Source organism: Mycobacterium sp. P7213, from assembly GCF_900604305.1.
GTDB lineage: Bacteria > Actinomycetota > Actinomycetes > Mycobacteriales > Mycobacteriaceae > Mycobacterium.
In genome coordinates this window covers 14845-40708 of sequence record NZ_UWOA01000029.1, presented here as the reverse complement: position 1 = coordinate 40708, position 25864 = coordinate 14845, and the positions used below count along the sequence as shown (strand labels likewise).

At 66.4% G+C, this 25864-nt stretch carries 25 protein-coding genes; 13 read left to right on the top strand and 12 right to left on the bottom strand.

Going from position 1 to position 25864, the window contains the following annotated elements:
- Position 1 precedes the first annotated feature (1 nt).
- The 11 genes from EJK91_RS12880 to EJK91_RS12830 are packed head-to-tail and all read left to right on the top strand — an operon-like array spanning position 2 to position 11623.
- Positions 2-1213: an MCE family protein gene (locus tag EJK91_RS12880; RefSeq protein WP_105294445.1), complete on the top strand. Its 1212-nt coding sequence runs from the start codon at positions 2-4 to the stop codon at positions 1211-1213.
- On the top strand, positions 1210-2238 hold the full coding sequence (locus EJK91_RS12875; protein ID WP_125079119.1) for an MCE family protein: 1029 nt from the start codon (positions 1210-1212) through the stop codon (positions 2236-2238). The genes EJK91_RS12880 and EJK91_RS12875 overlap by 4 nt, the downstream gene beginning before the upstream one ends.
- Entirely contained in the window at positions 2235-3839 is a 1605-nt protein-coding gene (locus tag EJK91_RS12870; protein ID WP_047320362.1) for an MCE family protein, read from the top strand. The genes EJK91_RS12875 and EJK91_RS12870 overlap by 4 nt, the downstream gene beginning before the upstream one ends.
- A complete protein-coding gene (locus tag EJK91_RS12865; RefSeq protein ID WP_125079118.1) occupies positions 3836-5401 on the top strand; it encodes an MCE family protein in 1566 nt (521 codons plus the stop codon). Before EJK91_RS12870 ends, EJK91_RS12865 begins: the two co-directional genes overlap by 4 nt.
- A 17-nt stretch (positions 5402-5418) precedes the next feature.
- Complete coding sequence (locus EJK91_RS12860; RefSeq protein WP_047320364.1) at positions 5419-6570, top strand: MCE family protein; 1152 nt, start codon at positions 5419-5421, stop codon at positions 6568-6570.
- A complete protein-coding gene (locus tag EJK91_RS12855) occupies positions 6564-8156 on the top strand; it encodes an MCE family protein (RefSeq protein WP_047320365.1) in 1593 nt (530 codons plus the stop codon). Before EJK91_RS12860 ends, EJK91_RS12855 begins: the two co-directional genes overlap by 7 nt.
- Positions 8126-8779: a hypothetical protein gene (locus EJK91_RS12850; protein WP_047320366.1), complete on the top strand. Its 654-nt coding sequence runs from the start codon at positions 8126-8128 to the stop codon at positions 8777-8779. Before EJK91_RS12855 ends, EJK91_RS12850 begins: the two co-directional genes overlap by 31 nt.
- Complete coding sequence (locus EJK91_RS12845; RefSeq protein WP_047320367.1) at positions 8776-9732, top strand: RDD family protein; 957 nt, start codon at positions 8776-8778, stop codon at positions 9730-9732. The genes EJK91_RS12850 and EJK91_RS12845 overlap by 4 nt, the downstream gene beginning before the upstream one ends.
- On the top strand, positions 9729-10277 hold the full coding sequence (locus EJK91_RS12840; RefSeq protein WP_047320409.1) for a hypothetical protein: 549 nt from the start codon (positions 9729-9731) through the stop codon (positions 10275-10277). The genes EJK91_RS12845 and EJK91_RS12840 overlap by 4 nt, the downstream gene beginning before the upstream one ends.
- Positions 10211-10921 (top strand): hypothetical protein, encoded by a 711-nt coding sequence (locus EJK91_RS12835; protein WP_052956956.1) that lies wholly within the window; start codon positions 10211-10213, stop codon positions 10919-10921. Before EJK91_RS12840 ends, EJK91_RS12835 begins: the two co-directional genes overlap by 67 nt.
- A gap of 33 nt (positions 10922-10954) precedes the next feature.
- Positions 10955-11623 (top strand): YoaK family protein, encoded by a 669-nt coding sequence (locus EJK91_RS12830; RefSeq protein WP_047320369.1) that lies wholly within the window; start codon positions 10955-10957, stop codon positions 11621-11623.
- Between the two features lie 15 nt (positions 11624-11638).
- Here the strand turns inward: EJK91_RS12830 and EJK91_RS12825 are convergent, their stop codons facing one another.
- Genes EJK91_RS12825 through EJK91_RS12780 form a run of 10 tightly spaced genes read right to left on the bottom strand, consistent with a single transcriptional unit; the run spans position 11639 to position 22071 of the window.
- A complete protein-coding gene (locus tag EJK91_RS12825; RefSeq protein ID WP_047320370.1) occupies positions 11639-12433 on the bottom strand; it encodes a mannan-binding family protein in 795 nt (264 codons plus the stop codon).
- A gap of 10 nt (positions 12434-12443) precedes the next feature.
- Entirely contained in the window at positions 12444-12998 is a 555-nt protein-coding gene (locus EJK91_RS12820) for a hypothetical protein (protein WP_047320371.1), read from the bottom strand.
- A 19-nt stretch (positions 12999-13017) separates the two neighbouring features.
- Positions 13018-14268: an MlaD family protein gene (locus EJK91_RS12815; RefSeq protein ID WP_047320372.1), complete on the bottom strand. Its 1251-nt coding sequence runs from the start codon at positions 14266-14268 to the stop codon at positions 13018-13020.
- Complete coding sequence (locus EJK91_RS12810) at positions 14265-15503, bottom strand: MCE family protein (protein ID WP_047320373.1); 1239 nt, start codon at positions 15501-15503, stop codon at positions 14265-14267. Before EJK91_RS12810 ends, EJK91_RS12815 begins: the two co-directional genes overlap by 4 nt.
- Before the next feature lie 3 nt (positions 15504-15506).
- Positions 15507-16640, bottom strand: coding sequence for an MCE family protein (locus EJK91_RS12805; protein WP_082108104.1), 1134 nt, complete (start codon positions 16638-16640; stop codon positions 15507-15509).
- Positions 16637-17680 carry an MCE family protein gene (locus EJK91_RS12800; RefSeq protein WP_047320374.1) on the bottom strand — a complete coding sequence of 348 codons (1044 nt, stop codon included), beginning with the start codon at positions 17678-17680 and terminating at the stop codon, positions 16637-16639. Before EJK91_RS12800 ends, EJK91_RS12805 begins: the two co-directional genes overlap by 4 nt.
- On the bottom strand, positions 17673-18767 hold the full coding sequence (locus EJK91_RS12795) for an MlaD family protein (RefSeq protein WP_046283295.1): 1095 nt from the start codon (positions 18765-18767) through the stop codon (positions 17673-17675). The genes EJK91_RS12800 and EJK91_RS12795 overlap by 8 nt, the downstream gene beginning before the upstream one ends.
- Positions 18764-20341 carry an MlaD family protein gene (locus EJK91_RS12790; protein WP_047320375.1) on the bottom strand — a complete coding sequence of 526 codons (1578 nt, stop codon included), beginning with the start codon at positions 20339-20341 and terminating at the stop codon, positions 18764-18766. Before EJK91_RS12790 ends, EJK91_RS12795 begins: the two co-directional genes overlap by 4 nt.
- A gap of 1 nt (position 20342) precedes the next feature.
- A complete protein-coding gene (locus tag EJK91_RS12785; RefSeq protein ID WP_047320376.1) occupies positions 20343-21200 on the bottom strand; it encodes an ABC transporter permease in 858 nt (285 codons plus the stop codon).
- Position 21201: 1 nt separating this feature from the next.
- Positions 21202-22071 carry an MlaE family ABC transporter permease gene (locus EJK91_RS12780; RefSeq protein WP_047320377.1) on the bottom strand — a complete coding sequence of 290 codons (870 nt, stop codon included), beginning with the start codon at positions 22069-22071 and terminating at the stop codon, positions 21202-21204.
- Positions 22072-22394: 323 nt separating this feature from the next.
- Here EJK91_RS12780 and EJK91_RS12775 point away from each other — a divergent pair, with 323 nt between their 5' ends.
- Both EJK91_RS12775 and EJK91_RS12770 read left to right on the top strand, forming a co-directional pair.
- Positions 22395-23042 carry a hypothetical protein gene (locus tag EJK91_RS12775; RefSeq protein WP_052956957.1) on the top strand — a complete coding sequence of 216 codons (648 nt, stop codon included), beginning with the start codon at positions 22395-22397 and terminating at the stop codon, positions 23040-23042.
- Positions 23043-23182: 140 nt separating this feature from the next.
- Complete coding sequence (locus EJK91_RS12770) at positions 23183-23848, top strand: Mce protein (protein ID WP_125079117.1); 666 nt, start codon at positions 23183-23185, stop codon at positions 23846-23848.
- Positions 23849-23871: 23 nt separating this feature from the next.
- Here EJK91_RS12770 and EJK91_RS12765 read toward each other — a convergent pair whose 3' ends face one another.
- Both EJK91_RS12765 and EJK91_RS12760 read right to left on the bottom strand, forming a co-directional pair.
- Complete coding sequence (locus EJK91_RS12765) at positions 23872-24960, bottom strand: phosphodiester glycosidase family protein (RefSeq protein ID WP_065152311.1); 1089 nt, start codon at positions 24958-24960, stop codon at positions 23872-23874.
- Between the two features lie 124 nt (positions 24961-25084).
- A complete protein-coding gene (locus tag EJK91_RS12760) occupies positions 25085-25804 on the bottom strand; it encodes a pirin family protein (RefSeq protein WP_065152312.1) in 720 nt (239 codons plus the stop codon).
- Positions 25805-25864 lie beyond the last annotated feature (60 nt).

Genomic DNA, 25864 nt, shown 5'->3' with positions numbered 1-25864 from the left:
CATGGCAACCGGGAAGCAGAACAAAGTGCACAACCCGCCGTTCCGGATCGCGGGCGTGGTGACCTTCGCGGTCTTGGCGCTGATCGCGGGCCTGGTCTACGGCCAGTTCCGCGGGGCCTTCACCAAGACGACGTCGCTGACCATGGTCGCGCCGCGTGCCGGTCTGGTGATGGATCCGGGTGGGCCAGTGACCTACAACGGCGTCCAGATCGGGCGTGTGGCTGCCATTGCGCCGACCGAGTACGAGAACAAGCCGGCTGCCAAGTTCACCCTCGACGTGAACCCCAAGTACCTCAAGCTGATCCCGTCCAACGTCAAAGCCGACATTCTGGCTACCACGCTGTTCGGCAACAAGTACGTGTCGCTGACCGCCCCGGAACACCCGGCGCGGGAACGCATCACCAGCAAGAACATCATCGCGACCTCGGTGACGACGGAGCTCAACACACTGTTCGAGACCATCAACAACCTGTCCGAGCATGTCGACCCGATCAAGCTGAATCTGACGCTGCACGCCGCGGCCGAGGCATTGACCGGGCTGGGCGACAAGCTCGGCGAATCGCTGGTCAACGGCAACGCGATTCTCGATGACGTCAACGCACGGATGCCTTCGTTCCGTCGCGACCTCAAGGGCTTCGCAACCCTGGCCGAGGTCTACGCCGACGGAGCGCCGGATCTGATCGGCTTCTTGGACTCCTCGTCCGTCACCGTCAAGACGATCACCAACCAGCAGAAGGAACTGGACGCCGCGTTGCTGGGCGCCGCCGGGGTGGGCAACCTCGGGGCGGATGTCACCCAGCGGTTCGGGCCGTACTTCCGTGCGCAGTTCTCCGACCTGGTCCCGGTGTCGGCACTGCTGGACGAGTACAGCCCGGAGTTGTTCTGCGCCATCCGCAACCTCGCCGAGGGCGCACCCAAGGTCTACGACTTCCTCGGCGGCGACGGCTACTCGCTCGCCACCAACAGTGAGCTGGTCGGACCGGCCAACCCGTACATCTATCCCGAGAACCTGCCGCGTTACAACGCTCGCGGTGGCCCCGGCGGTGCGCCGGGCTGCTGGCAGGAGATCACTCACGATTTCTGGCCGGCGCCTTACCTGGTCGCCGACACGGGAGTCAGCCAAGCGCCGTTCAACCACTTTGAAACCGGATCGCCCCTGGCTGTTGATTACATCTGGGGTCGCCAAGTCGGGGAATACACGATTAACCCATGAACATCACCAGAACCGCCCTCAAACTCGGTGCCGTCGGCTCGGTGCTGCTGCTCTTCACGGTCGGCCTCGTCGTGGTCTTCGGGCAGATCCGGTTCGACCGGACGGCTCGGTACTCCGCCGAATTCAGCAACGCCAGCGGCCTGCGTCAGGGGCAGTTCGTGCGCGCCTCCGGCGTGGAGATCGGCAAGGTCAAAAAGGTCCGGCTGGTCGACGGAGGTCGTCGGGCCGTGGTCGACTTCGACGTCGACCGATCACTGCCGCTGTTCCAGTCGACCACCGCGCAGATCCGTTACGACGACCTCATCGGCAACCGCTACCTGGAGCTCAAGCGCGGCGAAGGTGAGGGTGCCGATCAGCGGCTGCCCATGGGCGGATTCATTCCTGCCTCCCGGACCGAGCCGGCGCTGGACCTGGACGCGTTGATCGGTGGATTCAAGCCGGTGTTCCGGGCGTTGGACCCGGAGAAGATCAACACCATCGCCTCGACCATCGTCACGGTCTTCCAGGGGCAAGGCGGCACCATCAACGACATCCTGGAGCAGACCGCTCAGTTGACCGCTCACATCGCCGACCGCGACGCGGCCATCGGCGAGGTCGTCAAGAACCTGAACGTGGTGCTGGACACCGCGGTCCGGCATCGCCAGACCTTCGACGAAACGGTCGACAACTTCGACAAGCTGGTCAAGGGTTTGAACAGCCACGCCGATCCGCTGGCGAACGGCACCGCGGAGTTCGGTAACGCCGCCGGCAATCTGGCGGATCTGCTGGCCGACAACCGCACGCAGTTGCACAGCCTGTTCCCGGTGGCCGGTCCGGAGCCGCCGGACCGGCTCGCCGATGTCGACGAGCTGCTGCAGAAGATTCCGAGGGCGTTGAAGTTGATCGGGCGCACCGGGGTCTACGGTGACTTCTTCAACTTCTACCTCTGCGACGTGACTATCAAGCTTCCTGGATTGCAGCCGGGCGGGCCGGTGCGAAACGCTCGGTTGTGGCAGCAACCGACGGGGAGGTGCACGCCTCAGTGAGGACTCTGGAACCGCCCAACCGGGCACGGATCGGCATCATCGGTGTCGCCACAGTGGCGTTGGTAACCCTGGTGGGGCAGACCTTCACCACGGTGCCGATGCTCTTCGCCGAACCGAGTTACTTCGGACAGCTCTCCGATAGCGGCGGCCTGAACGCCGGCGACAAGGTGCGCATCTCCGGCGTGGACGTCGGCAAGGTACAAGATCTGTCGATCGAGGGCGACCACGTGCTGGTGAAGTTCTCGGTCGGTGCCAACCCGATCGGCAGCGACAGCCGGATCGGGGTCAAGACCGACACCATCTTGGGCCGCAAGGTGCTGTCGATCGAGCCCAAGGGTGAGCGCCGCATAGCGCCGCAGGGTGTGCTGCCGTTGGGCCAGAGCACCACCCCCTACCAGCTCTACGATGCGGTCTTCGACGCCACCAAGGCCGCCTCCGGCTGGGACATCGACACGGTCAAGAAGTCGTTGAAGGTGCTGTCGGAGACGGTCGATCAGACCTACCCGGACCTGAGCGACGCGCTCGACGGCGTCGCGAGGTTCTCCGACACCATCGGCAAACGTGACGACGAGATCACTCACCTGCTGGCACAGACCAACCAGGTCGCGAGCGTTATCGGTGACCGCAGCAACCAGATCGACGCGCTGCTGCGCAATACTCAGACCCTCTCGGCAGCAGTGAACCAGCGCAGCCAGGCGATCTCGGCGTTGCTAGGCAACATCGCCTATTTCGGCGAACAGGTTCAGGGCCTGGTCCGCGACAATCCGGGTCTGGATCTGAACCACGTCTTCGAAGAGGCCTCCACCATCACCGACATGCTGGTGCGGCGCCAGGATGACCTGCGGGAGATGTTCACCATCCTGGGCAGGTACCTGACGATCGTGAACGAGGCGATGGCATCGGGCCCCTACTTCAAGGTCTCGACGCTGAACCTGATCCCGTACTGGATCCTGCAGCCCTGGGTGGACGCGGCGTTCAAGAAGCGTGGCATCTCGCCCGAGGAATTCTGGCGCAACGCCGGCCTGCCGGAGTTCCGTTACCCCGACCCGAACGGAAATCGGTTCGCCAATGGTGCACCGCCGCCCGCTCCGCAGGTGCTTGAGGGCACCCCCGAGCACCCCGGGCCGGCCGTCGCGCCCGGTTCGCCGTGCTCGTACGCACCTGCCGCGGGCATGTTCCCGACTCCGGGCAACCCGCTGCCATGCGCCAACTTGGACCCGAACGACGGCCCGTTCGGACGGAGCGGACCGTACCCGGGGCCGACCGATGTGTTGGTCTCGCCGCCCAACCCGGACGGCATCCCGTCGTCGCCGGGCATCTCGATCGCGGGTCGTCCGGGCGAGACGCCGCCGGTGGTGCCGGGCACGCCGGTTCCGATGCCCGACGCCAACCCGGGCGGGCGTTCGGAGCCGATGGGCCCGGTCGCCGGTCCGGCTCCCGCCAACCCGGGCGCGGCACCCCCACCGGCACCGCGGGCACCCGGTCCGCCTGTTCCGCCTGGACCCGGCAACCAGCTACCGGCACCGTTCATCACGCCTGGTGAAGGCGGCAACAGCCAGCCCGGTGGCGGCGGTGGCGCAAGAGGGAGTGAGCGTCCGTGAGTACCGTCTTTGATGTTCGCAACCTGCGACTGCCGGAGCGATCGCGGACGACGGTGATCGTCGGGTCGCTGCTGTTGGCGCTGGCCCTCGTTGCCGGCTTCGGAGGAGTGCAGCTCTTTCGCAAGCTGAACAGCACCAGCCTCGTCGCCTACTTCCCACAGACCGACGCGCTGTACCCCGGTGACGCGGTGCAGATCATGGGTGTCCGGGTGGGAGCGATCGACAAGATCGAGCCGGCCGGCGACAAGATGAAAGTCACCCTGCACTACAACAACAAGTACAAGGTGCCCGCCGACGCCAAGGCGATCATCTTGAACCCGACTCTGGTCGCGTCGCGGACCATTCAGCTGGAGCCGCCGTACCGGGGCGGGCCGGTGCTGGCCGACAAGGCCGTGATCCCGGAGGAGCGTACCGAGGTCCCGGTGGAATGGGACACGCTGCGCAACGATGTCACCAACATCATCGACAAGCTGGGGCCGACGGCGGAGCAGCCCAAGGGCCCGATCGGTGACGCCATCGAATCCTTCGCCGACGGGCTGGCCGGCAAGGGCACGCAGCTCAACACCGCTTTCAACAGCCTGTCGGACGCGCTGACCGCCCTGAACAAGGGCCGGGGTGATTTCTTCGCGGTGGTACGCAGCCTGTCGCTGTTCGTCAAGGCGCTGGACCACAACGACCAGCAGTTCGTCGCGCTGAACCATGATCTGGCCAAGTTCGCCAGCAACCTGAACAGCACCGACCAGGCACTGGCGACCGCCACCGACCAGTTCTACGCGACGATGACGATCGTCAAGGCGTTCCTCAACCAGAACGCAAAGCCATTGGTGCACAGCATCAACAACGTGGAACAGGTGACCACCGCCATCACGCAACCGGAAGCGCTGGATGGTTTCGAGACCGCGCTGCACATCCTGCCGAACGTGCTGGCTGGCGTGGACGAGATCTACCACCCGGCGCAGGGCATGGTGCTCAGCTACCCGGTTATCGCAAACTTCGCGAACCCGATGCAGTTCCTGTGTAGCGCGATTCAGGCCGGCAGCCGGCTGGGTTACCAGGACTCCGCGGAGCTGTGCGCGGAATACCTGGCGCCGATCGCCGACGCGATCAAGTTCAACTATCTGCCGTTCGGTATCAACATCTGGAACAGCGCGTTCACCACACCGAAGGAGATCGCCTACTCCGAGCCCCGGCTGCAGCCGCCGCCCGGATACAAGGACACCACTGTCCCGGGGATCTGGGTGCCCGACACCCCGTTCTCGCACCGCAACACCCAGCCGGGCTGGATCACCGCACCTGGGATGCAGGGCGTGCAGCCCGGCCACGACACCGAGCGGCTGCTCACCCCGGAGTCGCTGGCGCAGTTGATGGGTGGCCCCGACCCGGCACCGGTGGAGTCGCAGTTCCAGACCCCGCCCGGCCYGCCCAACTCCTATGACGAATCGCCCGGCCCGCTGCCGTTCATCGGCCAGCCTCCCGGGGTGGGTCCGATCGCGCCGCCTCCGCCGGGCCCGAACGTGATTCCGGGGCCGGTGGCACCGATGGCGCCGCGAGGTGACGGCTGATGAGACGGAGGACAGCGATGAACACGGTCGGCCGGCGCGGCTGGCAGGCGCTCGTGCTGCTGATGGCCGCGCTGACGTTGACGTCGTGCAGCAGCTGGCGCGGTATCGCCAACGTGTCGTTGCCGGGCGGTCCGGGCAGTGGCGCCGGTGCCTACACGGTCTACGTCCAGGTGCCCGACACCTTGGCGCTCAACGGCAACAGCCGGGTCCTGGTCGCCGATGTGTTCGTGGGCGCGGTCGAGCGGATCGAGCTGAAGAACTGGGTCGCCACGCTGAAGCTAAAGCTGAACAAGGATGTTCACCTGCCACGCAACGCCACGGCGAAGATCGGTCAGACCAGCCTGTTGGGTTCGCAGCATATCGAACTGAAGTCCCCGGACAACCCGGAGGGCGAACTCAGAAACGGTGACACCATCGGACTGAGCAATTCGACGTCGTACCCGACGATCGAACGGACGCTGGCCGGTATTGCCCTGCTGCTGCAGCGCGGCGGGTTGTCGGACCTGGACACCATCACCACCGAGTTCGCCGCGCTGTCCAACGGGCGCGCCGACCAGATCCACGCCTTCCTGACCAAGCTGGACACCTTCATCGGCAACCTCAACGACCAGCGTGAGGACATCACCCGGGCGATCGACTCCAGCAATCGGTTGCTGAGCTACTTCGGTGCCCACAACGACACCCTCGAGAAGGCCTTGACCGACTTCCCGCCGCTGTTCAAGTACTTCAACGCGCAGCAGGGGATCTTCATCAACGCCGTCGAGGCACTGGGCGCGATGGGCACCCAGGTCAACACCCAGATCGCGCCCGCGCGGTCCGACCTGCACAAGGTGCTCACCTCGTTCCAGTGCCCGGCGCGGGAACTCCGTAAGGCGTCGCCGTATCTGCCCGACCTGCTGCAGGTGATGATCACCGCGCCTTACCACGTCGACGGTGCCTTTAAGGCGGTCCGCGGTGACTTCATCAACACCTCGCTGATGGTGGACCTCACCTACGCGTCCATCGACAACGCGATCCTGACCGGTACCGGGTTCTCCGGAATGCTGCGGGCACTGGAGCAGTCCTTTGGCCACGACCCGGAGAAGATGGTCCCGGATGTTCGGTACACGCCGAACCCGGCAACCGCACCCGGCGGTCCGTATGTGGAAAGGGCTGACCGGAATTGCTGAAACCTCAGATCAAGCGTCAACTGGCGATCTTCAGCGTCCTGACCGCGGTGGCGCTGCTGGTGTTGGGCGTTTACTACCTGCGGTTGCCGACCTTGGCGGGCCTGGGCCAGTACTCGCTGAAGGCGGACCTGCCCGAGGCGGGCGGCCTGTACAAGACCGCGAACGTCACCTACCGCGGCACCATCATCGGCCGGGTCACCAGTGTGGAACCGACCGAGACCGGGGCGCAGGCCACCTTCCAGATCGCCAGCAAATACAAGATCCCCGTCGACGCCGGTGCCAACGTGCATTCGGTGTCGGCGATCGGTGAGCAGTACCTGGATCTGGTGTCGACCGGTAATCCGGGCCAGTACCTCAAGCCGGGCCAGACCATCACCAAGAGCACGGTCCCGTCGGCGATCGGGCCGGCGCTGGACACCGCCAACCGCGGACTCGCCGCGCTGCCGGCCGGCAAGATCGCGGCCCTGCTCGACGAGACGGCCACCGCCGTCGGGGGCCTGGGACCGTCGCTGCAGCGGCTCGTGGACGCCACCCAGGCCATCGTCGGTGACTTCAAGACGAACCTCGCCGATGTCGACGACATCGTGGAGAAGTCGGCACCGATCATCGAGAGCCAGGTCGACTCCGGCGACGCCATCCACCAATGGGCGCGCAACCTGAACGTTCTCGCCGGCCAGGCGGCCAGCCGAGAAGACACGGTCAAGCACATCGTGTCGGATCTACCGCCGCTGATCGACCAGGTGCACACGGTGTTCAACGACACCAAGGACACGCTGCCCCAGCTGATGGCGAACGCGTCGATCCTGACCGAGATGGCCAAGCGCTACAACCGGAACACCGAGCAGGTACTGGTCTTCCTGCCGCAGGCCGGCTCCATCATCCAGACCGTGACTGCCACCAACCCGGGCCGGGGCTCGATGGGCGTTGCCCTCGGTGCCGTCCCCGGCCCCATCTTTCCGGTGCCGGTTCCGGGCCTGAGCCTCAACACGCCGCCGCCGTGTCTGACCGGCTTCGTCCCGGCATCCCAATGGCGGGCGTTCGCCGACACCAGCCCCGCCGAACTACCGGACGTCTCCTGCCGGATTCCGCAGGACACGCCGGCCAACAGCGTTCGCGGGGTCCGCAACATCCCGTGTGTGGACGTACCGGGCAAACGCGCAGCGACACCCAAGGAGTGCCGCAGCGACAAACCGTACGTCCCGCTGGGCACCAACCCCTGGTACGGCGATCCGAACCAGATCCGGAACTGCCCGGCGTTGGGCGCGCGCTGTGACCAGCCGGTCGAGCCCGGCCACGTGATTCCGGCGCCGTCGGTGAACACCGGCCTCAACCCCCTGCCGGCGGACATGGTGCCGCCGTCGCCGCCGCCGGTGAACGACCCGCTGTCACGGCCGGGGACCGGTAGCGTGCAGTGCAACGGGCAACAACCGAACCCCTGCATCTACACCCCCGGTGGGGGACCAGCCGCGATCTACAATCCGCAGAGCGGCCAAGCGGTGGGGCCAGACGGCGTCGAATACTCCGTCGAGAACTCGATGAACATAGGAGACGACGGATGGAAGGGGATGCTGGCACCGTTCCGGTGAGCACGGACGAGGACCAGCAGACCGCAGATACCTCGGCCTTGGGCACTGAGGGCACTGAGGACGCGGTGCCGGTGGACTCGCAGGAGTCGGCCGACTCGGTGGCAGTAGACGCCGAATCGGCGCCGTCGCGTCTTGGCCGTCGCCAGCAGGTGGGGATCTGTGTGCTGTTGCTGCTGTTGGCCGCCGGGTTGGTGGCAGCCGGCTTTGTCGGCCTGCGCGACCACGTGGCGAGCCAGGCGCTGGCCCGCGACAATGCCGAAGCGATCGCCGCGGCCAAGGAGTGCGTGGTGGCCACTCAGGCGCCAGATGGGCGGGACATCGCCCTGGCGCAGCAGAAGATCCTGAACTGCACGACCGGCGAGTTCCGCACCCAGGTCGCCCTGTACGCGGAGATGTTCGTGCACGCCTACCAGGCGGCGAAGGTCCACGCCGAACTCACCGAGATGGGCGCCGCGGTGGAGCGGAACAACCCCGACGGTTCGGTCGACGCCCTGGTGGCTTTCCGGGTCAAGATCGACAACATCGAGACTCAGGGCAAAGAGGTCGGTTACCGGCTGCGGGCCCGGATGGTCCGGGAGGACGGGCAGTACCGAATCGCGAAGCTCGACCAGGTGGCCAGGTGACCGACCCGCTGGCCGACGCGCCGCGCATCGAACCGGCCCGGTGGCGCGCCCGCGCGACGGCGCTGGCGATCGACCTGCTGCCGGGTTCGGCAGTGATGGTGACGATGGGCATGGCCGCCCTGTGCTTCCCGTTCGGGGGACCCTGGTGGTGGCTCGCGACCATCACCGGCGCCTTGGCGTTCTTGGCCACCGAGGTCAACCGGATCCTGTTGCCGGCGATCAAGGGCTGGAGCCTGGGCCGCGCGTTCACCGGAATCGAAGTGGTGCGGGGCGGCGAAGGGTCGGCTCCGGCCGTCGGTGCGGCCCGGTTGTTGCTGCGCGAGGCGGCGCACCTGCTCGACACCGTGCCGGCTCTGCTCGGCTGGATCTGGCCTTTGCGGGACCGCCGCGGGCGTACTTTTGCCGACCTCGTGGCCCGGACCGAGGTCCGCCCGGCCGACCCACGACAGCCCCCGGCGAACATCCGGGTCGTGACCATGGCGGTGTTCGTGGCCGCGGCCGCCCTGAGCCTCGTCGGTGCCGCCACGGCCTACGCGGTGGTCTACCAGCGTGACCACAAGTCGGATCTGGCCCGAGCCCAGATCGCCCGGCAGGGCCCGAAGATCGTCGCGGACATGCTGTCCTACGATCCCGAGACCTTGCAGGGCGACTTCGACCGCGCGCAGTCGCTGGCCACCGACAAGTATCGCGAGCAGCTGGTTCCGCAGCAGGACGCGATCCGCAATGCCAAGCCGGTTCCGAACTTCTATCGGGTCACCGATGCGGCGGTACTCGACGCCGCCCCGCACCGTGCCACGATGCTGCTGTTCCTGCAGGGCCAGCGTGGAACAGCCGGCAAGGAACGTCTGATCAGCGCCACCGTCCGGGTGGCGTTCGCCGAGGCCGCGGGAACCTGGCGCGTCGATGATCTCGCCGTCGTCAGTAAGCCGCTGCCGGCCGAGGGGGAGCGATGAGTCCGCGCCGCCGCGTCGACACCGACGATCAGCCGCTCTTCGTCGACCGGGCGGTGCCCCGGCGCCGGCGGCTGCCGATGGTGATCGCGAGTTCGCTGGTGGTGGCCGCCGCTGCCGTCGCGGTCAGCGCGGTGACGCTGGTGACCCACGAGCAACACCGGCGAGCAGCCTTGCGGGACGTCGAGGCGCTGGCCGCGGTGGAATCGTTCATGACGATGTTCACCTCGCCGGATCCGTTCCATGCCAACGACTATCTGGCCAATGTCATGGACCATGCCACCGGGGATTTCGCCCAGCAGTATCAGGAGAAGGCCAATCAGATCCTGATCGCGGTGGCGCGCAGTGAGCCGACCACGGGAACGGTGACCGCGGCCGGTGTCGAACGGTGGAACGACGAAGGCAGCGTCAGCATGCTGGTGGCTGTTGAGAACAGCGGCAAGTCGTCCGACGGCAAACACGATGTCAAGGTGGCAACCCGATGGTTGGCGACAGCGCAGAAGGAAGGGGACCAGTGGAAGATCAGCAATCTGAACCAGGTGCTGTGACCGAAGAGCCCGACGCCGCCGACGTAGATCTGGAAGCCGAAGCGGAGGCCCAGGAGACGGTCGAGGAGACGGCCGAGGCCGAGGCGGTCGAGGCCGAGACGGCGGCGGACAAGCGCCCGGTCCGGCGCAAATTCGGTGTGCGGCTTGCGGTTGCGGTCTCAGCCGCGGCCTTCGTCGGCGCCGCCGCATTCGCGGGCGCGGCAGCACAGCCGTATCTCATCGACCGGGCCGAGGTAGCCACCAAGCTCGACATCGCCCGGACCGCGGCCAGGGCGATCCACACGCTGTGGAACTACACGCCGGACAACATGGATTCCCTTCCGGACCGCGCCTCGGTGTATCTCAGCGGCGACCTGGAAGCCCAGTATCGGAAATTCATCGACGCCATCGCAGACAGCAACAAGCAGGCGAGGGTCACCGACACCACCGAGATCGTCGGTGCGGCCGTCGAGACTCTGGACGGGCCCGAGGCCACGGTGATCGTCTACACCAACACCACGGCGACCAGTGAACTGAGCAAATCGATCCCGCAGATCAAGTACCTGACCTACCGGCTCTTCATGAAGCGTGACCAGAACCGCTGGGTGGTCACCAGGATGCCGACCATCACCTCGCTGGACCTCACCCCGCGTCTGCAGGGCTGAGCGCGGGCCGGGTCGAGGGTAACGGGGGGGAGCATGCCGATCGCGTCGCCGTTGTCACGACGGCGCACGGTGGTGGCCTTGCTGTTGTTGACGTTCGCCACCGGCCTCGTGGACGCGATCAGCGTGCTGGTGCTGGGGCGGGTGTTCGTCGCGAACATGACCGGCAATGCGATCTTCCTGGGGTTCCTGTTCGTCCCCGGCACCGGCTTCGATCTGACCGCCGCGATCGTGGCGGTCGGCGGATTCCTGATGGGCGCGGTCATCGGGGGACGGCTGTTCCGGATCTTCGGTGAACACAGCCGCCGGCGCTGGCTGACGGTTGCGCTCGGTTTGGAGGCGGTGTTGCTGCTGGCGCTGGCGGCGCTGGCTGGAATGGGTGTGTTGGGCTACTACAGCAACAGCAAGCTGCTCTTGATCGCCGGCCTCGCGGTCGCGTTCGGTGTGCAGAATTCGACTGCCCGTCAGTTCGGTATCCAGGAGCTCTACACCACGGTGCTGACCTCGACGATCGTCGGTATCGGGGTGGACAGCCGGCTGGCCGGTGGGACCGGCGACCGCGGAAAGCTGCGCTACGGCGTCGTTTTCGTGATGATCCTCGGCGCCATTGTCGGCGCAACGTTGACCCACGTTGTGGTGGCGCCGGTCATCGCCATGGCCGGGGTCGTGGTCGCGGCGAGCTTGGCGTTGTTCCGCTACGGCTGATAGGCCCGAGCGCGCTCAGGACCCGCCGTACTCCGGGCGCAGGATCGAGCTGAGCGCCGACAGCGGGATGTGCGCCTGCACGTTGCCACCGTCCATGTACCACTGCATCTGGTTGTACTGAATCGGGCTGTCGTGGCTGACCGGGTAGTCGGGCATGTACAGAATCAGCTCGTCGGGGGTGAGAGCCCAAGACCGGTAGCCGCCGGAGAAGACCTTGTCGGGTGTAAAGCGCTCCGGGACAAAGGGATAGTCTCCCGGGCGGTGTTCCCAGAATGCCCGGTCCAGCGCCTCGGTGATGTAGGGCTCGCCCAGTTGCGGGATCGTCGCCAACGGGTCGATCCCGGGTTTGGTGATGTCAGCCAATTGCAGTTGCCGGCCACCGGCCCCCATGTCGAACGTGAAAGTCCGGTAGGCGTTGTTGATGTAGGGACCGTCGGAGTGGTAGTCCTCGTGGAAGACCGCGGTCAATGCATTGCCGTGCTGGAAGATCTCGTAGTTCTCGTTTCCCCAGCTGTCGGCCACCATGGAGGCGCCTTTGGTGCGCCAGTTGGTGAACAACTTCGACAGGTAGTCGCGGATCGGGGGTCCGGCGATCGGGTGGTCGACCAGGTCCCCGGGCACCGCCATCCGGATATAGCGGGTGGCCAGCCGCTCCGAGTGCACATCGGTAGTGCAGTACTGCCCGTCCCAGTTGCCGCCCAGCCCGCTGCAGAACGACGGCGCCGAAGCGCCGGCGACCGGTGCCCCGGACACCGTGGCCACCGCAAGTGTCGCGGCGAGCATGCCCGTCACTAGCCGGGTCGCCCACATAGCATGCCTCCTAAGGCAATTCGACTTTGCTCGCCAGCCACCGGCCGTCGACCTTCTGCATCGTCATCTTCATCCGGGCGCGGTCCACTCGCGGGTCGGGCCGCATGGTGTTGGTGATGGTCTGGTTGACCATCACCAGCACCACAACGGTGTCCTTGGAACCTGACTGCACGGCCGACTCGACCACCGTGCCCTGTGCCCTGGCCTTGTTGTCGATCAGCAGCTGCCGCAGGTTGACGCTGGCTTTGGTGTAGGTGTCTTTGAACTCCCCGGTTGCACCGTTGAGGACCGCGTCGAAGTCGTCGTCGACCTTGTCAGAGTCGATGCTGGTCAACACCTGGGCGTAGTCCACCGCTGCCTGTCGTCCGGCGGCTTCCGCGCTCGAGACCCGATGCTGTTGCCACAACTGCCAGCCGAGCCCGATGACCAACCCGAACACTGCCAGATAGGCGGCCGCGACGAGCGCCATCCGCCACGGGACCCGACGCCTGCGCACCGGCGGCGCGGCTGTCTCTTCCACGTCCTCGGGGGCGGTCTCGGCGGTCGGTTCGTCGGCGGTGCTCACCGCGGCATCTCCTTGAGCATCAACGAGGCGGCTCGATCAGCAGGGGCGGACCGCCGTAGGGGGTGGGAATCGTATAGCGGCCCTTGGGTGTCGGGTCGGTGGTCGCCGCCAGGTCTGCACCGGGCGGCGGTCCCGCGGTGTCATCGCCGGGTGGGCGTGGCGCATTGTGGGCGCCGCGCACCAGCACGGACTGGTCGGTGTCACGGCAGTAGCCGTACAGGAACGGCTCCGGGTAGTCCGCCGCAGAAGGGGGCCGCCGCGGGGTCCCGTAATCGCAGGTGTAGCGAGGATAGAGGTCGGCGGTGAACCACAACCCGTTGTCGTGGAAGGCCGTACCGAGCGCCTCCAGCGTCGAACCGCGGTAGGCGGGGAACAACGCATTGAGCGCCGGAGTCCGGACATAGAGCAGCTGAGCCGCGGTGGTCAGGTTGCCCAGCAACCCGACCATGGTGTCGGAATTGTCATCGAAGAGTCCGTCGACCGCCGACAGCATCCCGGGCGCCTGGTCGACCAATCGATGGTAGCCGCCGATCATCCGGTTGATGCCCGTGAGCACCTTGTCGAGGTTCTCGGTCGTCACGGCCACCCCGTTGTTGACATCGCTGAGCATGGTGAGCGCCACCCGGCTCGACTTCAGCAGGCTCACCGTCTCCGGCAGCACCGAATCCAGGGTGGACAGCAAAAAGGTGCCGCCGTTGACGATGTCGGTCAGCTTCTGCGGACCCTCGTCGGACAGGCTGAGCTCCTTTTTGATCAGGTCGAGCTTGCGCGGATCGGTTTGCGCCAGCATGCCGTTGGCGTCGGCGAGCAACTGCGACATCGGGATCGGGGTTGTGGCGCGGTCCCGCGAGACGACGCTGCCGGCGGACAGGAACGGTCCGGTCTCCGACGGGGGCTCGAAGTCGATGTACTGCTCACCGGCGGCTGACAGGCCCGACACGCGCACCGTGCTGGCCGCCGGAATCTTCACCGTCGAGGAGATGTTGGCGACCGCATCGACACCGGTACCGCTGACCCGCAGCGACTCGATCCGGCCCACCGGAACGCCGCGAACCGACACGTCCTGGTTGGCCAGCAGCCCACCGGAATCCGGCAGCGCGATCGTGATCTGGTAGGTCGAGCGGGCCGGGTTCACCCGCAGCGCCCCCACCAGCAGGTAGCCGGTCGCGACCACCAGGGTCATCGCCAACGCGAGCCCTGACAGCAGGTTCTTTCGCCGGTCGCCGGCGCGGACCAAGCCGACGATGCGCCGGCTGAGTGCCTCGATCATGGTGTCGGCCCTGGTCCCGGCGGGCCGAGCTCCGCTGCTGCTACATCGCCCTCCGCCGGGGTGGGAGGTATCGGCGGGCCGACCGCGGTCCACGGCGCCAGCCCCATATCGGAGTCCGGGCCGCGCCCCACCACGCGCTCCTGTAGTCGCCACAGCGCGTACTTGATGGAGCCGGCCAGCTTCGCCCAGTCGTAGCGCTTCGGGCCGTGAAATGCTGGGTCTCCTTTGAAGCCGGCGTCAGGCATCGACCCCCACACCAGCCTGTCAAAACCTGCCCGTAACGAAACCGCCGACCCAGCTGTCATCTTGATGATCGGCGCCTGCAACCGGTTCAGCGCGGCCAGACTGGTGTCGGGGTCGATAGCCACGTCGTTCCATGCGCCAGCGAGCACGTTGGCGTCCTTGATGAAGCTGTGCCCGGAAGCGTCGGTCCCGGCAATCGACGGGAACCGGGCCAGCTGCTGGCTGGTCGCGCCGAGTTGCTCGACGAGATCGGCCAGCCGACCGGTGTTGTCCACCAGCGTGTCGGTGGCCGGACCCGCCGCGTCGAGCACATCGGTGAGCGCCGCGCTGCGGGCATCAAGCCGGTCGGCAAGCCGGCTGGTCTCACGCAGCGCGGTCTCGATCTCACCGGAGCGGGCGTTGAGTTTTGTCAGCAGCTCATTGGACTGGTTGATCAGCCTGCCGAACGCCTGGCCCTGATCGCCGGTCGCCTTGCCGGCGCCGTTGACGATATTGGTGAAGTTCTGCACAGCCCCACCGTTGACCAGAAGCGCCGCCGAACTCAGCACCGATTCTACCGTAGCAGCCGACGCGGTGAACTCCAGCCCGATGATGTCGCCACCCTTGAGCAGCGGCGTCGACGGGTCGACCTGAGTCGGCGGTTTGACCGCCACGAAGACGTCACCGAGCGGGGTCGCCGACCGCAATTCAGCCGTGCTGCCCAACGGAATCCGGACACCGTCCATGATGCGCAGCGTGGTGACTGCAGTGTAGTTACGGGCGACTATCGACTCCAGCTGGCCGACATCGGCGCCGGAGAGCTTCACCTTGGCGTGCCCGGGCAGATTCAGCGCGTTGGCGAACACCGCGGTGATGAGATAGCCGCCGCTGCCGATGCCGGGAGCTGGCAACGGCAGACTGTCCAGCCCACTGGTGGTGCAGCCAGCAGTGATGACCGCGTTGCACAGCAGCGCCAGCGTCGCCCTGGGCGTTCGTTTCCGTCGCAATGCCATCGCCTACTGCCCCATCATCGAGAGTCCGTCGAGGACGTACGTCAGCCCGAAGTCCGGGCCGTAATCCGCCAAGGTTCCGGTGCCGCAGCCTAATTGCCGCAAATGCATCATGTTGCACAGCTCCTTGGTGCTTTGACTGTCGACCAGGCTCTTGTCGACCAGGGTGTGAGCCCGGATCGCCCCGTTGTTGGTGTCGACGGCGTTGTAGATGTTGTCCAGCGCCAGCGGTAGCAGGTCTATTAGCTCCGCCAGGTCGCGCTGCTTATCCACGAGGGTGGTTACGGCAGTGTCGCCGTTGAGGATGCTCTGCTTGAGGTTGTCACGGTTGGCTTGCAGCAGGGCGGTCGCCTGCGTGATGATCTCGTTGAACTTACGCCCAGTGCGTCCCGCCCCGAAGTCCTCGTCGGCGAGCATCTGACTCAATTGGCGGGTGGTGGAACCGAATTGACGCAGCCTCGCGTCATTGCGGGCCGCCGCGTCCATCAGCGAGCTAAGATTGACGATGATCGAGGTCAACTGATCACCGGTCGCCTCGCCGCGGTCGGAGCTCAGTCGCAACGCCCGAGACAATTCGCTCAGGGCCGACTTGATCTTCGCGCCGTTGCCGCCGGCGATGTCGGCGGCGGCGTTGATCACGTCGGCTACCGGCCCGTTGCCGTTGCCGTCGCCGCTGAGCGACTTCGAAACCCTGTCGAGCATGTCAAGCACACGATCGAATGCCACTGGTGTCCGGGTGCGGTTCAGCCCGATAGTGGTGTGGTCGGCCAACACCGGACCGCCGGTATAGGCTGGCGTCAGTTCGACTTGCCGAGCGGTGAGGATCGAGGTGTTGATGGTCACCGCGTGCACGTTGGCTGGGATCTTTACGTTGCGGTCGACGGTGAACTCGGCCTCGACGTACCCGCCCTTCGGGGTGATCTTGGTGACCTTGCCCACCGGCATTCCGAGCACCGCAACCACATTGTCCTCGTAGAGGCCTGCGGCGCTGCCGAATTGGGCGGTGACGGTGATGTGTCCGCCGAACGGGTTGAGGTAGTAGGCGGCCACGGCAGTGACGAGCAGTACTCCTGCGGTCAGCGCACTCACCAGCGCGGCGACACGGCGGCGGCTGCGGGTGGCGGTCGGCGGGGCGCTCATTTGCAGTCCTTGAAGTACTCGATCATGCCGAACTGCTTGGCGCGGCCACTGATCGCGCACATCCACGAGTCGATCGCCATCCCGTTAACTAGGTAGGTTTCGAAAGCCGGTCCGTAGCCGGTGGCATTGGTCAGACCCCGCAATGGCGGCGGTGCGGCCTGCAGCAGGCTGCGCAGCAGGTCGTCATGCTGGCCGAGCATGTCGGATAGCGCACGCAGGTTGGCCAGCATGTCGTCGAGCATCGTCCGGTCGCTGACCACGATGTTGTTCAGTTGACCCACCAGACTGGTCAGCGCAGCCAGCATGGCGTGGAAGGTGTGCTGTCGCGCTACCAGTTCCCCGAGGAAATCCTGGCCCTGATCGACCAGGTTGCCCAGGTTCGTCTGCTGGTTGTGCAAGGTGTTGGCCACCCGCTGGGTGCTGGCGAGCAGGGTGCCGAGCTGATCACGCCGGTCGGCGGTGATCTTCGACAGCGTGTGCAGATTGGCCATCGCCTGTGGAACCACCGGGGGCAGCCCGCTCAGCTGTTGGCCGAGCACGGCCAGGGACTGGCCGAACTGGTCGGAGTCGACCTGGTCGAATGTGGTGGTGGCGTCCTCTAGCAGCGACTCCAGCGAATAGGGCACCTCGGTGTGGGCGAGCGGGATCCGTTTGTCGGGCAGCGAACCCGGGCCGTCGGGTTCCAGTCGCAGGTAGCGCGACCCGAGGATCGTCATCACCTGGATTTTGGCCCCGGTGTCTTTGCCCAGCGGAATGTTGTTGCGCACGGTAAAACCGGCCTCGACGTGATCGCCGGCGAGCCGCATGCTCGTTACCCGGCCCACCTCGATGCCCGCGATCACGATGGGATTGCCCGGCGCCAGCGCCGCGGCCTGGGCGAACTCCGCGGTGTAGCGGGTGTAGCCGAAGCCGGCCAGCTTGACCAGCAGCGCCGCGGCGACGACGACCGCGACAACCGCCAATGCCGCGAACCCCAGCCAGGTGGTGTTGTAGGACTCCAGTGTCCGGGAGCGCCACCTGCGGAGCGACTGATTATCCATTGACGGTGTTCCTGCATCTCGGGGTGTGCCAGGCCAGGTTCTTCATGGTGATGGGCGTGGCGTTGCCGGGCGTGGCGGCGTTGACGATGATCGTGGTGATGTCGTTGAGGCCGGGAAAGAACCCGGTGATGTTCAGGTCGCAGACATACGTGGAGCCGTAGGCGCCGTCCCCGAGTACCCGACCCAGGCCTTTGAGCAGCAGTGGCAGGTTGTCGCCGGTGAAAGCCAGCTGCGGCTCGATTCCGGCCATGTGCTTGGAGAACCCGGGTTCCCGGTTGATCATCTCATCCAGGGAGGGGAAGACCTCGTCGGCGATCGTCGACAGCTGCCGGGTCACCTGGGCCAGGGAGCCGACCGAGGACTGCAATGCCGGGCGACGCGAGTCTAGGTCGGCGACCGCTCGCCGGGCCTGCGTCAGCGCGTGGTCCAACTGATCGTTCTGCCCGGCGATGGTGCCGGTAAGCCGGTTCAGGCTGGTGATGAGGTCGCCGAGCACCTCGTCGCGCCCGGCCAGCGTCGCGGTGAGCGTCGACGACTGATCCACCAGTGCGGTGATAGACGCCTGGTCGCCTTGCAGCGACTCCAGCACACCCCGGGTCAGATCGTCGGCCTGCTTGGGATCCAGCAGCGACATCAACGGTTTGAAGCCGTTGAGCAGCGCGCCGACGTCGAAGGACGGTTCGGTGTGGTCCACCCCGATCACGCCGCCGCGGGGCAGCACTCGTTCGTCCCCCCCGGTGTACTCGCCGTCTTTGCCCAGCGACAGCCCGAGATAACGCTGCCCGATAATGTTCTGGTAGGTCACCGACGCGACGGTGTTGGCATACAGCTTCTGGTTGCTTTGGACGATGAACGAGACCTTCGCTAACTTCCCTTCCAATGCCACCTCGTCGACCCGGCCCACCCGGACCCCGGCCATCCGGACGTCGTCGCCTTCGCGCAGGCCGTACACATCGGTGAACACGGCCGCATACGGCGTCGTCGCACCAGAGACGTCGCGGCGCAGCGTGGCATAGACCAGCCAGGTCAGCACCATCGAGACGACCATGAAGATGGACAGTCCGATCAGCGGGCCGCGGAATCTCATTTGTGGCCTCCCGTGTCGGCGGGTACGAACGAGACCGCGTTACCGCGGGCGACCGGGCCGAGCAGCAGCTGCGCCGCCACAGATGCCGGCTCACGCTGGCCGGTGATCAGGCCCAGCTGGTTGCGTTCGGCCTGGCTGCCGACCGGACCCACGTTGCCGCCGAAGGCCGCGGGGGCCGCGGGCGCCATCGGGGAGGCCGGCTGCCACTCCGGTGCATGCGGCAGTGACGGGATTGGCGGCTCGGGCGGAGGCGGCGGGCCGAGGTCGAGCGGGTCGCCGGTGCTGGGAATCCGGGGGGCCGGGCCGGTCCACCACGGCAGCGGCGGGTTGGTGCCCTCCAGGCTGCGATTCGGGTTGACCAGGGGCGGTCCGACGGCACGGAGGTTCCCATCCGGGCCGATCTCGGTGCCCGCCGGCGGTTCCAGGCCGGCCGGGAAGTGGTAGTTCTGCGGCAGCATGTTCTCAGGCAGCTCGGAACGCACCTCGATCATCGGCGCGGTGAAGCAGCTCGGCCCCTTCAGCTCGCCGTACTGCGGGCAGTCCGCGCGGGTGTAAGTGTGCATCGGGGTGAACGACAGGTTGAACCGCGTGTTCTTGGAGACGAGGTCGGGGTCGTAGAAGTGGTCGAAGAATTTCTCGGAGAGCCGATTGACCCGGGTGAAGATCGGGACGTACTTGTCGGCGTTGTTGGCCAGCACGCCAACAACGGGCGTGAGGTCGTGGGTGATCTGGATCAGTTGGTCGATGTGGTTGTCCAGGGCTTCCCGGGCCACACCCACGGTGTGCTGGCCACCGCCGACCAACGAGGCCAACTCGGCGCGCTTCTGGGCGAACGCGCGCATCGGTTCGACGGCCTGGTGCAGCGCGTCGACGAGGTCGGGAGCGGTGGACTGCAGGCCATGGGTGGCATCGAGCAAGGCCGAGACGGTCGATGGGCCGGGGTCGGTGGCGACGATGCCGTTGAGCTGATCGAGCAGCCGGGACATGTGCGCGCCCGCATTGAGCAACGCGACGCGCCGATTGTCGGTGGCCGCGCCGACGGCGGCCAGGATGCCCAGACTGTGGTCTTCGCGCCCGCGACCGGTGGCGGCCAGGATGTCGCGCAGTTTGGACACGGTGGTCTGGAAGATCACCGTGGACAGTTCGCCGTTCTCGGCGATGTGGGTGCCGGTACGGATGGTGGGTCCACCGGTTCCGGAGTCCACCAGCTGGATGGACGAGACCGCGAAAACGTTGGACGGCACCACGCGGGCGGTCACCGAATGCGGGATGTCCTTGGCGTAGTCGGGCTTGAGGTTGATGTGTACGTAGTTGGGTTTGCCGTAGGCGGCGGGGATCACGTCGGTGACATTACCGACTAGCAGGCCATGGTACTTGACGTCGGACTGGGCCGGCAGCCCGTCGCCGACGTTGATCAGGTCGGCCACCACCCGCACGTAGGAGTTGAGCATGCCGGTGGACTTGGCCAACAGGCCGCCGGTGGTCAGCGCGATCACCAGCAGGACCGCGATCCCCGCGCCCAGCAGTTGCTGTTCGGAGGGGCCGCGGCCGTCGGTGTCGAGCGAGTTGGCCATGTCAGCCACCGAACCTTGCGCCGGCGTCGATGCTCCACAGCGCCATCGTCAGCAGCATGTTGACCATGATCACGATCGTGATGGAAGCCCGCATGGCCCGGCCGGAGGCCACCCCGACGCCTTCGGGTCCGCCGGAGGCGTAGAAGCCGTAGTAGCACTGCACGGTAGAGGCCAGCCACACGAACACCACGCACTTGAGCACGGAGTAGACGATGTCCTTGCCGCTCAACATCATTGTGAAGTAGTGCGTGTACGGGCCGATGGAGCCGCCGCCGATGATGCCGGTGACCAGCTGGCAGGTCAGGTAGGTGATCGCCAGACAGGCCACGTAGAGCGGGATCACCGCGATGGTCGCGGCCAGCAGTCGGGTGGTGACCAGGAACGGAATGGGCCGGATCGCGATCGAATCGAGGGCGTCGATCTCCTCGGCGATTCGCATGGCGCCGAGCTGCGCGGTGAAGCGGCAACCGGCCTGCATCGCGAACGCCATCGAGGCCATGATCGGTGCCAGCTCGCGGGTGTTGACCAGTGATGAGATGATGCCGGTCGCGGGCCCCAGCCCCAGCAGATTCAGAAAGTTGTAGCCCTCGATCGCCACCAGCGCACCGGCGGTGAAGCCCAGGACGATCGCCACCCCAGCGGTGCCGCCACCCACCACGATGGAGCCGTTGCCCCAGGCGATGTCGGAGAGCAACCGCAGAAACTCCTTGCGGTAGTGACGTAGCACGGTCGGAACACCGGCCGCGGCGCGGCCGAAGAACACCAGCATGTGTCCCAAGCGGATGGTCGGCTCGGACGCCATCCGGTAGGCGCGCAGCAGCGGGCGCGCGAATGCCGGGACATAGGACGACGCGGTCATCTCACAGCCCCGTCCGTGGGTAGAGCACGTTATAGAGCTCGCTGATGCCGACATTGACGATCATCAGAACCAGGATCGACTCGACCACCGAAGCGTTCACCGAGTTGGCGACGCCGGCCGGACCGCCGCGGGTGGACAGTCCCTTCTGGCAGGACACCACCGCGACGATCGCGCCGTAGACCACGGCCTTGATCAGCGCGACGATCATGTCGCCGGTGGTGGCGAACGAGGAGAACGTGGCCACGAAACTGCCGGGCGCGCCCTTCTGGAAATACACGTTGAACAGGTAGCTGGCCAAAAAGCCTACGAAGCAGGTGATTCCGGTCAGCGCTACGCCGATCATGATGGCCGCGGCGAAGCGGGGGACCACCAGCCGACGGATCACCGAGACGCCCATCACCTCCATGGCGTCGGTCTCCTCGCGCATGGTTCGCGAACCCAGGTCGGCGGTGATGGCCGACCCGACCGCGGCGGCCATCAGCATGGCCGCCACCAGCGAGGCAGCCTGCCGGATGACAGCGAGCCCGGCAGCCGCGCCGGCCAGTGAGGTGGCGCCGACCTGGTTGGCCAGCAGCGCGAACTGAATGGAGAGCGTGACCCCGATCGGCAATGCGACCAAAACCGTCGGCAGCACAGCGGTGTTGGCCATGAAGGCGCTCTGCCGGACGAACTCGCCCCATTGGAATCGGCCGCCGAACAGGTCGGAGAAGAAGTACTGCACGGTGCGCACCGCCAGGACGCACTGTTCGCCGACGGTGGTCAGCGAGGCCAGCGGGTGGCGGTTGACATAACCGGCGGTCCAGTCCTGGATGGCTGCCACTCCGTCGAGCGCAGGCTCGGCGGCGAGGTCGCGGTCGTCCTGGGTGGTCATTTGTCGCCGATCGTGGTCGTGAGATCACCTGAGGTTGCCGTTCGCGGGTGCGGCAGATGATCCATGGCGGCCACCATAGTCAGCGTTCGTACTCCGCGGTAGGGTTCGGAACTTCTCGGACCAACTGGTGGGTAGATAAAAAGGATACGCATGGCTACCAAGGGGGATGAGCTCATGGGGTCTCGCCGCGACCTTTCATCCGGACATGATGTCGGACACAATGCCCCGGCAAGGGCGCTTCAGGCAACATGACTCCGGTTATGGCGGAGTTACCGGCCAGTAGCACGCGTTTTCGTGGTTTTGGCATCCTCGTGCGGGCGTCGATGGCGATACTCGACCGGGACAAGCGCGAGACGTGGAAGGAGATCGGGGCGGTGCCGAAGCGGGCAGGGTGGACCCAGATCGCTGCCACAGTCGCGTGTGCGACGGCAGTCACCGGTGTGCTGGCACCGGGTTCCGCGCTCGCCGACCCGGATCAGCCGCCGGCGCTTCCGGGATTCACCCCCGCGCCCACCGACTGGTCTCCACACATGGACATCTGGCCGTACAGCACCTTCACCTATCAGGTGACGCCCGAGATGATCGGCGGCATGTCGGATTCGTGCCAGTGGTTCAACGCGCAGTTCGACCCGTTGATGGGGCAGATCAACGCCTTCAACCGCAACCTTGCCGACCACCGCGACGCCTACGCCGGCGTGCAGTCGCAGGCGGATGCGGTGGTGGCCAACATCGACCGGTCGACCGGCTTCCTGGGGCCACGACTGCAGCCGTTGACCATCCGCAACACCCCCGACAACTTCGGTCCCTACTCGCCGATCTACGGCGGGGAACAGCTGACCGGCGTGCTGTTCCAGCTGTCGCGCATCGCCGACAGCATGCGCAAAAAGCAGCCGGCAGGCTTCACCCGCCCACACATCGACTCCGCAATCGGATGGGCCAACGCCCTGCGGAATTCCCGGGCCTGCACCTAAGCGGCGATTGCAAGCGCGGCGAAGCCGGGCGCTGCAGGTCGCCGCCATCAAGCGAGAACCCGCGGGAGCGGGTTGGGGTAGGTTCGGGGGGCGTTGCGGCCGGACGGCCCCCAGCAGGCGGACCACGAGAGGTAGTTCAGGTGTCGGACCGTGAGGACGAGCAGGCGGCTACCGAAACCGAGGCCGTGGAACCGGCGGTCGAGACCGTCGACACCGAGGCCGCTGAAACCGAGGCCGCTGAAACCGAGTCCGTTGAAACCGAGTCCACCGAATCTGTCGCCGCTGACGAGACCGCTGGCGAGGCCGCTGGGCTCAGGGGACGCATCGGCGGCCTGAAACCGAATCGGCGCTGGATCGCCGTGGCGGTCCTGGCGCTGGGCCTGATCGGAGCGACCTACGAGGGCTGGCTGCTGTTCGCCCACCACCAGCGCACGGCGGCCGCCGCGCAGGCACTGGAAGCCGCCGAGAAATACACCCTGGCGCTCACCAGTGTGGACCCCACCGCGATCGACAAGAACTTCACCGAAATCCTCGACGGAGCCACCGGCGAGTTCAAGGACATCTACAGCGCGTCCAGTGAACAACTGCGCCAACTGCTGATCGACAACAAGGCGTCCGCGCACGGCACCGTCATCGACTCGGCGGTCAAATCCGCCACCAAGAACAAGGTTGAGGTGCTGCTGTTCGTCGATCAGTCGGTGAGCAACAAAACCTCCCCCCAGGCGCAGATCGACCGCAGCCGCATCGTGATCACGATGGAGAAGGTGAAGGGCCGTTGGCTGGCCGCCAAGGTTGACATGCCCTAAGCGATAGCGACCCGGCTTCGCCGCTAGTTGAATCCGAGCCAGCTGGGCAGCGCGCGTTCGTGCGCGTCGCACAGGACCTGCGCGGTGTCACACGTTCCGCGTGGCACCCCGGCGCCGGTCCACATGCCGCCGGCATCGCGGCGCAGCACGACCGCCGACGACGAACCGCCGTCGAGCAGGATGGCGTGGTCGCTGCCTAAGCCGCGGAACAGATCCTGCATGTTGTCGGGTGTGTAGTGGCCGCCCTGAAAGATGTACAGCTCGTCTTTGGCACGCGAATAGCCCACGGCAGTGCGTGCCGCGCTCGGCCCGCCGTCGTTGAGTTGCCCGGTGACGCCAGGGGCCAGCAAGCCCAGTCCGCTGACCGCGACGAACCGGTCCCCGCGTTCCACCAGGCCGGTCACCGTCGGCCCGGCCGAGTCGTAGTCCCCACCGTCGCGGCCACCGCGCGGCCACACCACATAGGGCGCGCCGCGAGTCGGCAGGATCATCGTGGTCAGCGTCGACCAGTGCTCGTTGCCGCCGGACAGTCCTTGTTTGCCGGCGTAGGGGATGGTGCCGGTGACCGCGACGTTGGCGCGGCCGTTGCCCCGGGTGTTGTCCACGTAGGCGCCCAGCGGGGAACTGCAGTTGGTGGTCCGCCAGGATCCGCCTCGCTGGCCGCGGATGTCGAAGAAGTTGGCGTTGATCGCCACCGTGGGCCGACCCAGCGCCTGCCAGGCCTGCAGCGGGGTGTAGAGCTCGGAGGCCTGCATCAGTCCCTCGCTGGTGCGGGCCCGCGGATCGCGTTCGCAGCGGCCCTGAGCGCCGCGATGGCTGTCGACCAGCAGGTGCGGCTCGATCCGCTGCGAGGCGGACTTGAGAACCACCAGATGCCCGCCGCCGGACATCTCGTACCACTCGCCGGCGGCGTTGAGCATCGGTGTGGGATGCCCGCCGCCGAAGTTGTACACCAGGTAGGAGCCCGGGGTCCGCGCGATCGCGGCGGCCAACTGATCTTGGGCGGCGGCCTGCGCGGTCGGCTGGCCCGGGCCGATCGCCAGGACTGCGCAAAGCAGCAGCGCGGCGCAGCCAGCCGCCAGCCGGCGCGCGAAAGCCACTGGGGTCGACACTGTTTGTCCCTTCGGCTCCGGACTGGGGGAGACACCAGATTCCTACGGTAGCCACCGAAACCGCCGGGACAACCTACGTGACCGGATTGTGCTGCGTCGGTGGCGGATCGGTTATGGCCAGCGCTCATTCGCCGAGGCGGCTGTGCATCTCCCAGATCAGGATCTCCGACGGGGCGGAGGCGGTAAGGCGTCGGCCGCCGACGCCGGTGCAGCGGACCGCGTCGCCGGTGTGCAGCGGACCGGCGCCTTCTAGATCGACATGGCCGAGCGCGACGAACAGATGGGCATACGGCGAGTCAGGTAGTGCGACATGGTCTCCGGGCTGTAGCCGCGCGACGTACAGCGTGGCACCCGCATTGCCGATGCTGATCGCGGCGTCAGGGTCACGGCCCGAGGCGACGGTGATGAGACCACCGCCCGCCAGGGCGTCGCCGATGTCGTGCTGCTGGTAGCCGGGAGTACGCCCCGGTGAGTCCGGCATGATCCACATCTGAATGAAATGCACTGGCTCGCTGGCAGAGTGGTTCTCCTCTGAATGCAGAATCCCGGTGCCCGCCGACATTCGTTGCGCCAGGCCGGGATGGATGACGCCGGTGTTGCCGATCGAATCGCGATGGCTCAGTGCACCGGACAGCACCCAGGTGACGATCTCGGCGTCGCGGTGGGGGTGGGTATCAAAACCGGCGCCCGGCGCGACGACGTCATCGTTGTTGACCAGCAGCAGTCCGTGATGGGTGTTGTCCGGGTCGTAGTAATCGTTGAACGAGAACGAATGCCGCGAGGTGAGCCACGGGGCACGGGTGGCCACCCGGTCGTCCGCTCGTCGCACATCGAGCAAACCCATGCTCCAAGGCTAACGCGCAACCTGGTCATTGCCGGTAGTCTCCTTGCAACCGCCGAGGGG

What these genes read in the sequence shown, in the direction of transcription:
- EJK91_RS12880 (WP_105294445.1), top strand. Translation starts at nt 2, where the DNA reads ATGGCAACCGGGAAGCAGAACAAAGTGCACAACCCGCCGTTCCGGATC.
- EJK91_RS12875 (WP_125079119.1), top strand. Translation starts at nt 1,210, where the DNA reads ATGAACATCACCAGAACCGCCCTCAAACTCGGTGCCGTCGGCTCGGTG.
- EJK91_RS12860 (WP_047320364.1), top strand. Translation starts at nt 5,419, where the DNA reads ATGAACACGGTCGGCCGGCGCGGCTGGCAGGCGCTCGTGCTGCTGATG.
- EJK91_RS12850 (WP_047320366.1), top strand. Translation starts at nt 8,126, where the DNA reads ATGGAAGGGGATGCTGGCACCGTTCCGGTGAGCACGGACGAGGACCAG.
- EJK91_RS12840 (WP_047320409.1), top strand. Translation starts at nt 9,729, where the DNA reads ATGAGTCCGCGCCGCCGCGTCGACACCGACGATCAGCCGCTCTTCGTC.
- EJK91_RS12835 (WP_052956956.1), top strand. Translation starts at nt 10,211, where the DNA reads ATGGTTGGCGACAGCGCAGAAGGAAGGGGACCAGTGGAAGATCAGCAA.
- EJK91_RS12830 (WP_047320369.1), top strand. Translation starts at nt 10,955, where the DNA reads ATGCCGATCGCGTCGCCGTTGTCACGACGGCGCACGGTGGTGGCCTTG.
- EJK91_RS12825 (WP_047320370.1), bottom strand. Translation starts at nt 12,433, where the DNA reads ATGTGGGCGACCCGGCTAGTGACGGGCATGCTCGCCGCGACACTTGCG.
- EJK91_RS12815 (WP_047320372.1), bottom strand. Translation starts at nt 14,268, where the DNA reads ATGATCGAGGCACTCAGCCGGCGCATCGTCGGCTTGGTCCGCGCCGGC.
- EJK91_RS12810 (WP_047320373.1), bottom strand. Translation starts at nt 15,503, where the DNA reads ATGGCATTGCGACGGAAACGAACGCCCAGGGCGACGCTGGCGCTGCTG.
- EJK91_RS12805 (WP_082108104.1), bottom strand. Translation starts at nt 16,640, where the DNA reads ATGAGCGCCCCGCCGACCGCCACCCGCAGCCGCCGCCGTGTCGCCGCG.
- EJK91_RS12800 (WP_047320374.1), bottom strand. Translation starts at nt 17,680, where the DNA reads ATGGATAATCAGTCGCTCCGCAGGTGGCGCTCCCGGACACTGGAGTCC.
- EJK91_RS12795 (WP_046283295.1), bottom strand. Translation starts at nt 18,767, where the DNA reads ATGAGATTCCGCGGCCCGCTGATCGGACTGTCCATCTTCATGGTCGTC.
- EJK91_RS12790 (WP_047320375.1), bottom strand. Translation starts at nt 20,341, where the DNA reads ATGGCCAACTCGCTCGACACCGACGGCCGCGGCCCCTCCGAACAGCAA.
- EJK91_RS12785 (WP_047320376.1), bottom strand. Translation starts at nt 21,200, where the DNA reads ATGACCGCGTCGTCCTATGTCCCGGCATTCGCGCGCCCGCTGCTGCGC.
- EJK91_RS12780 (WP_047320377.1), bottom strand. Translation starts at nt 22,071, where the DNA reads ATGACCACCCAGGACGACCGCGACCTCGCCGCCGAGCCTGCGCTCGAC.
- EJK91_RS12775 (WP_052956957.1), top strand. Translation starts at nt 22,395, where the DNA reads ATGGCGATACTCGACCGGGACAAGCGCGAGACGTGGAAGGAGATCGGG.
- EJK91_RS12760 (WP_065152312.1), bottom strand. Translation starts at nt 25,804, where the DNA reads ATGGGTTTGCTCGATGTGCGACGAGCGGACGACCGGGTGGCCACCCGT.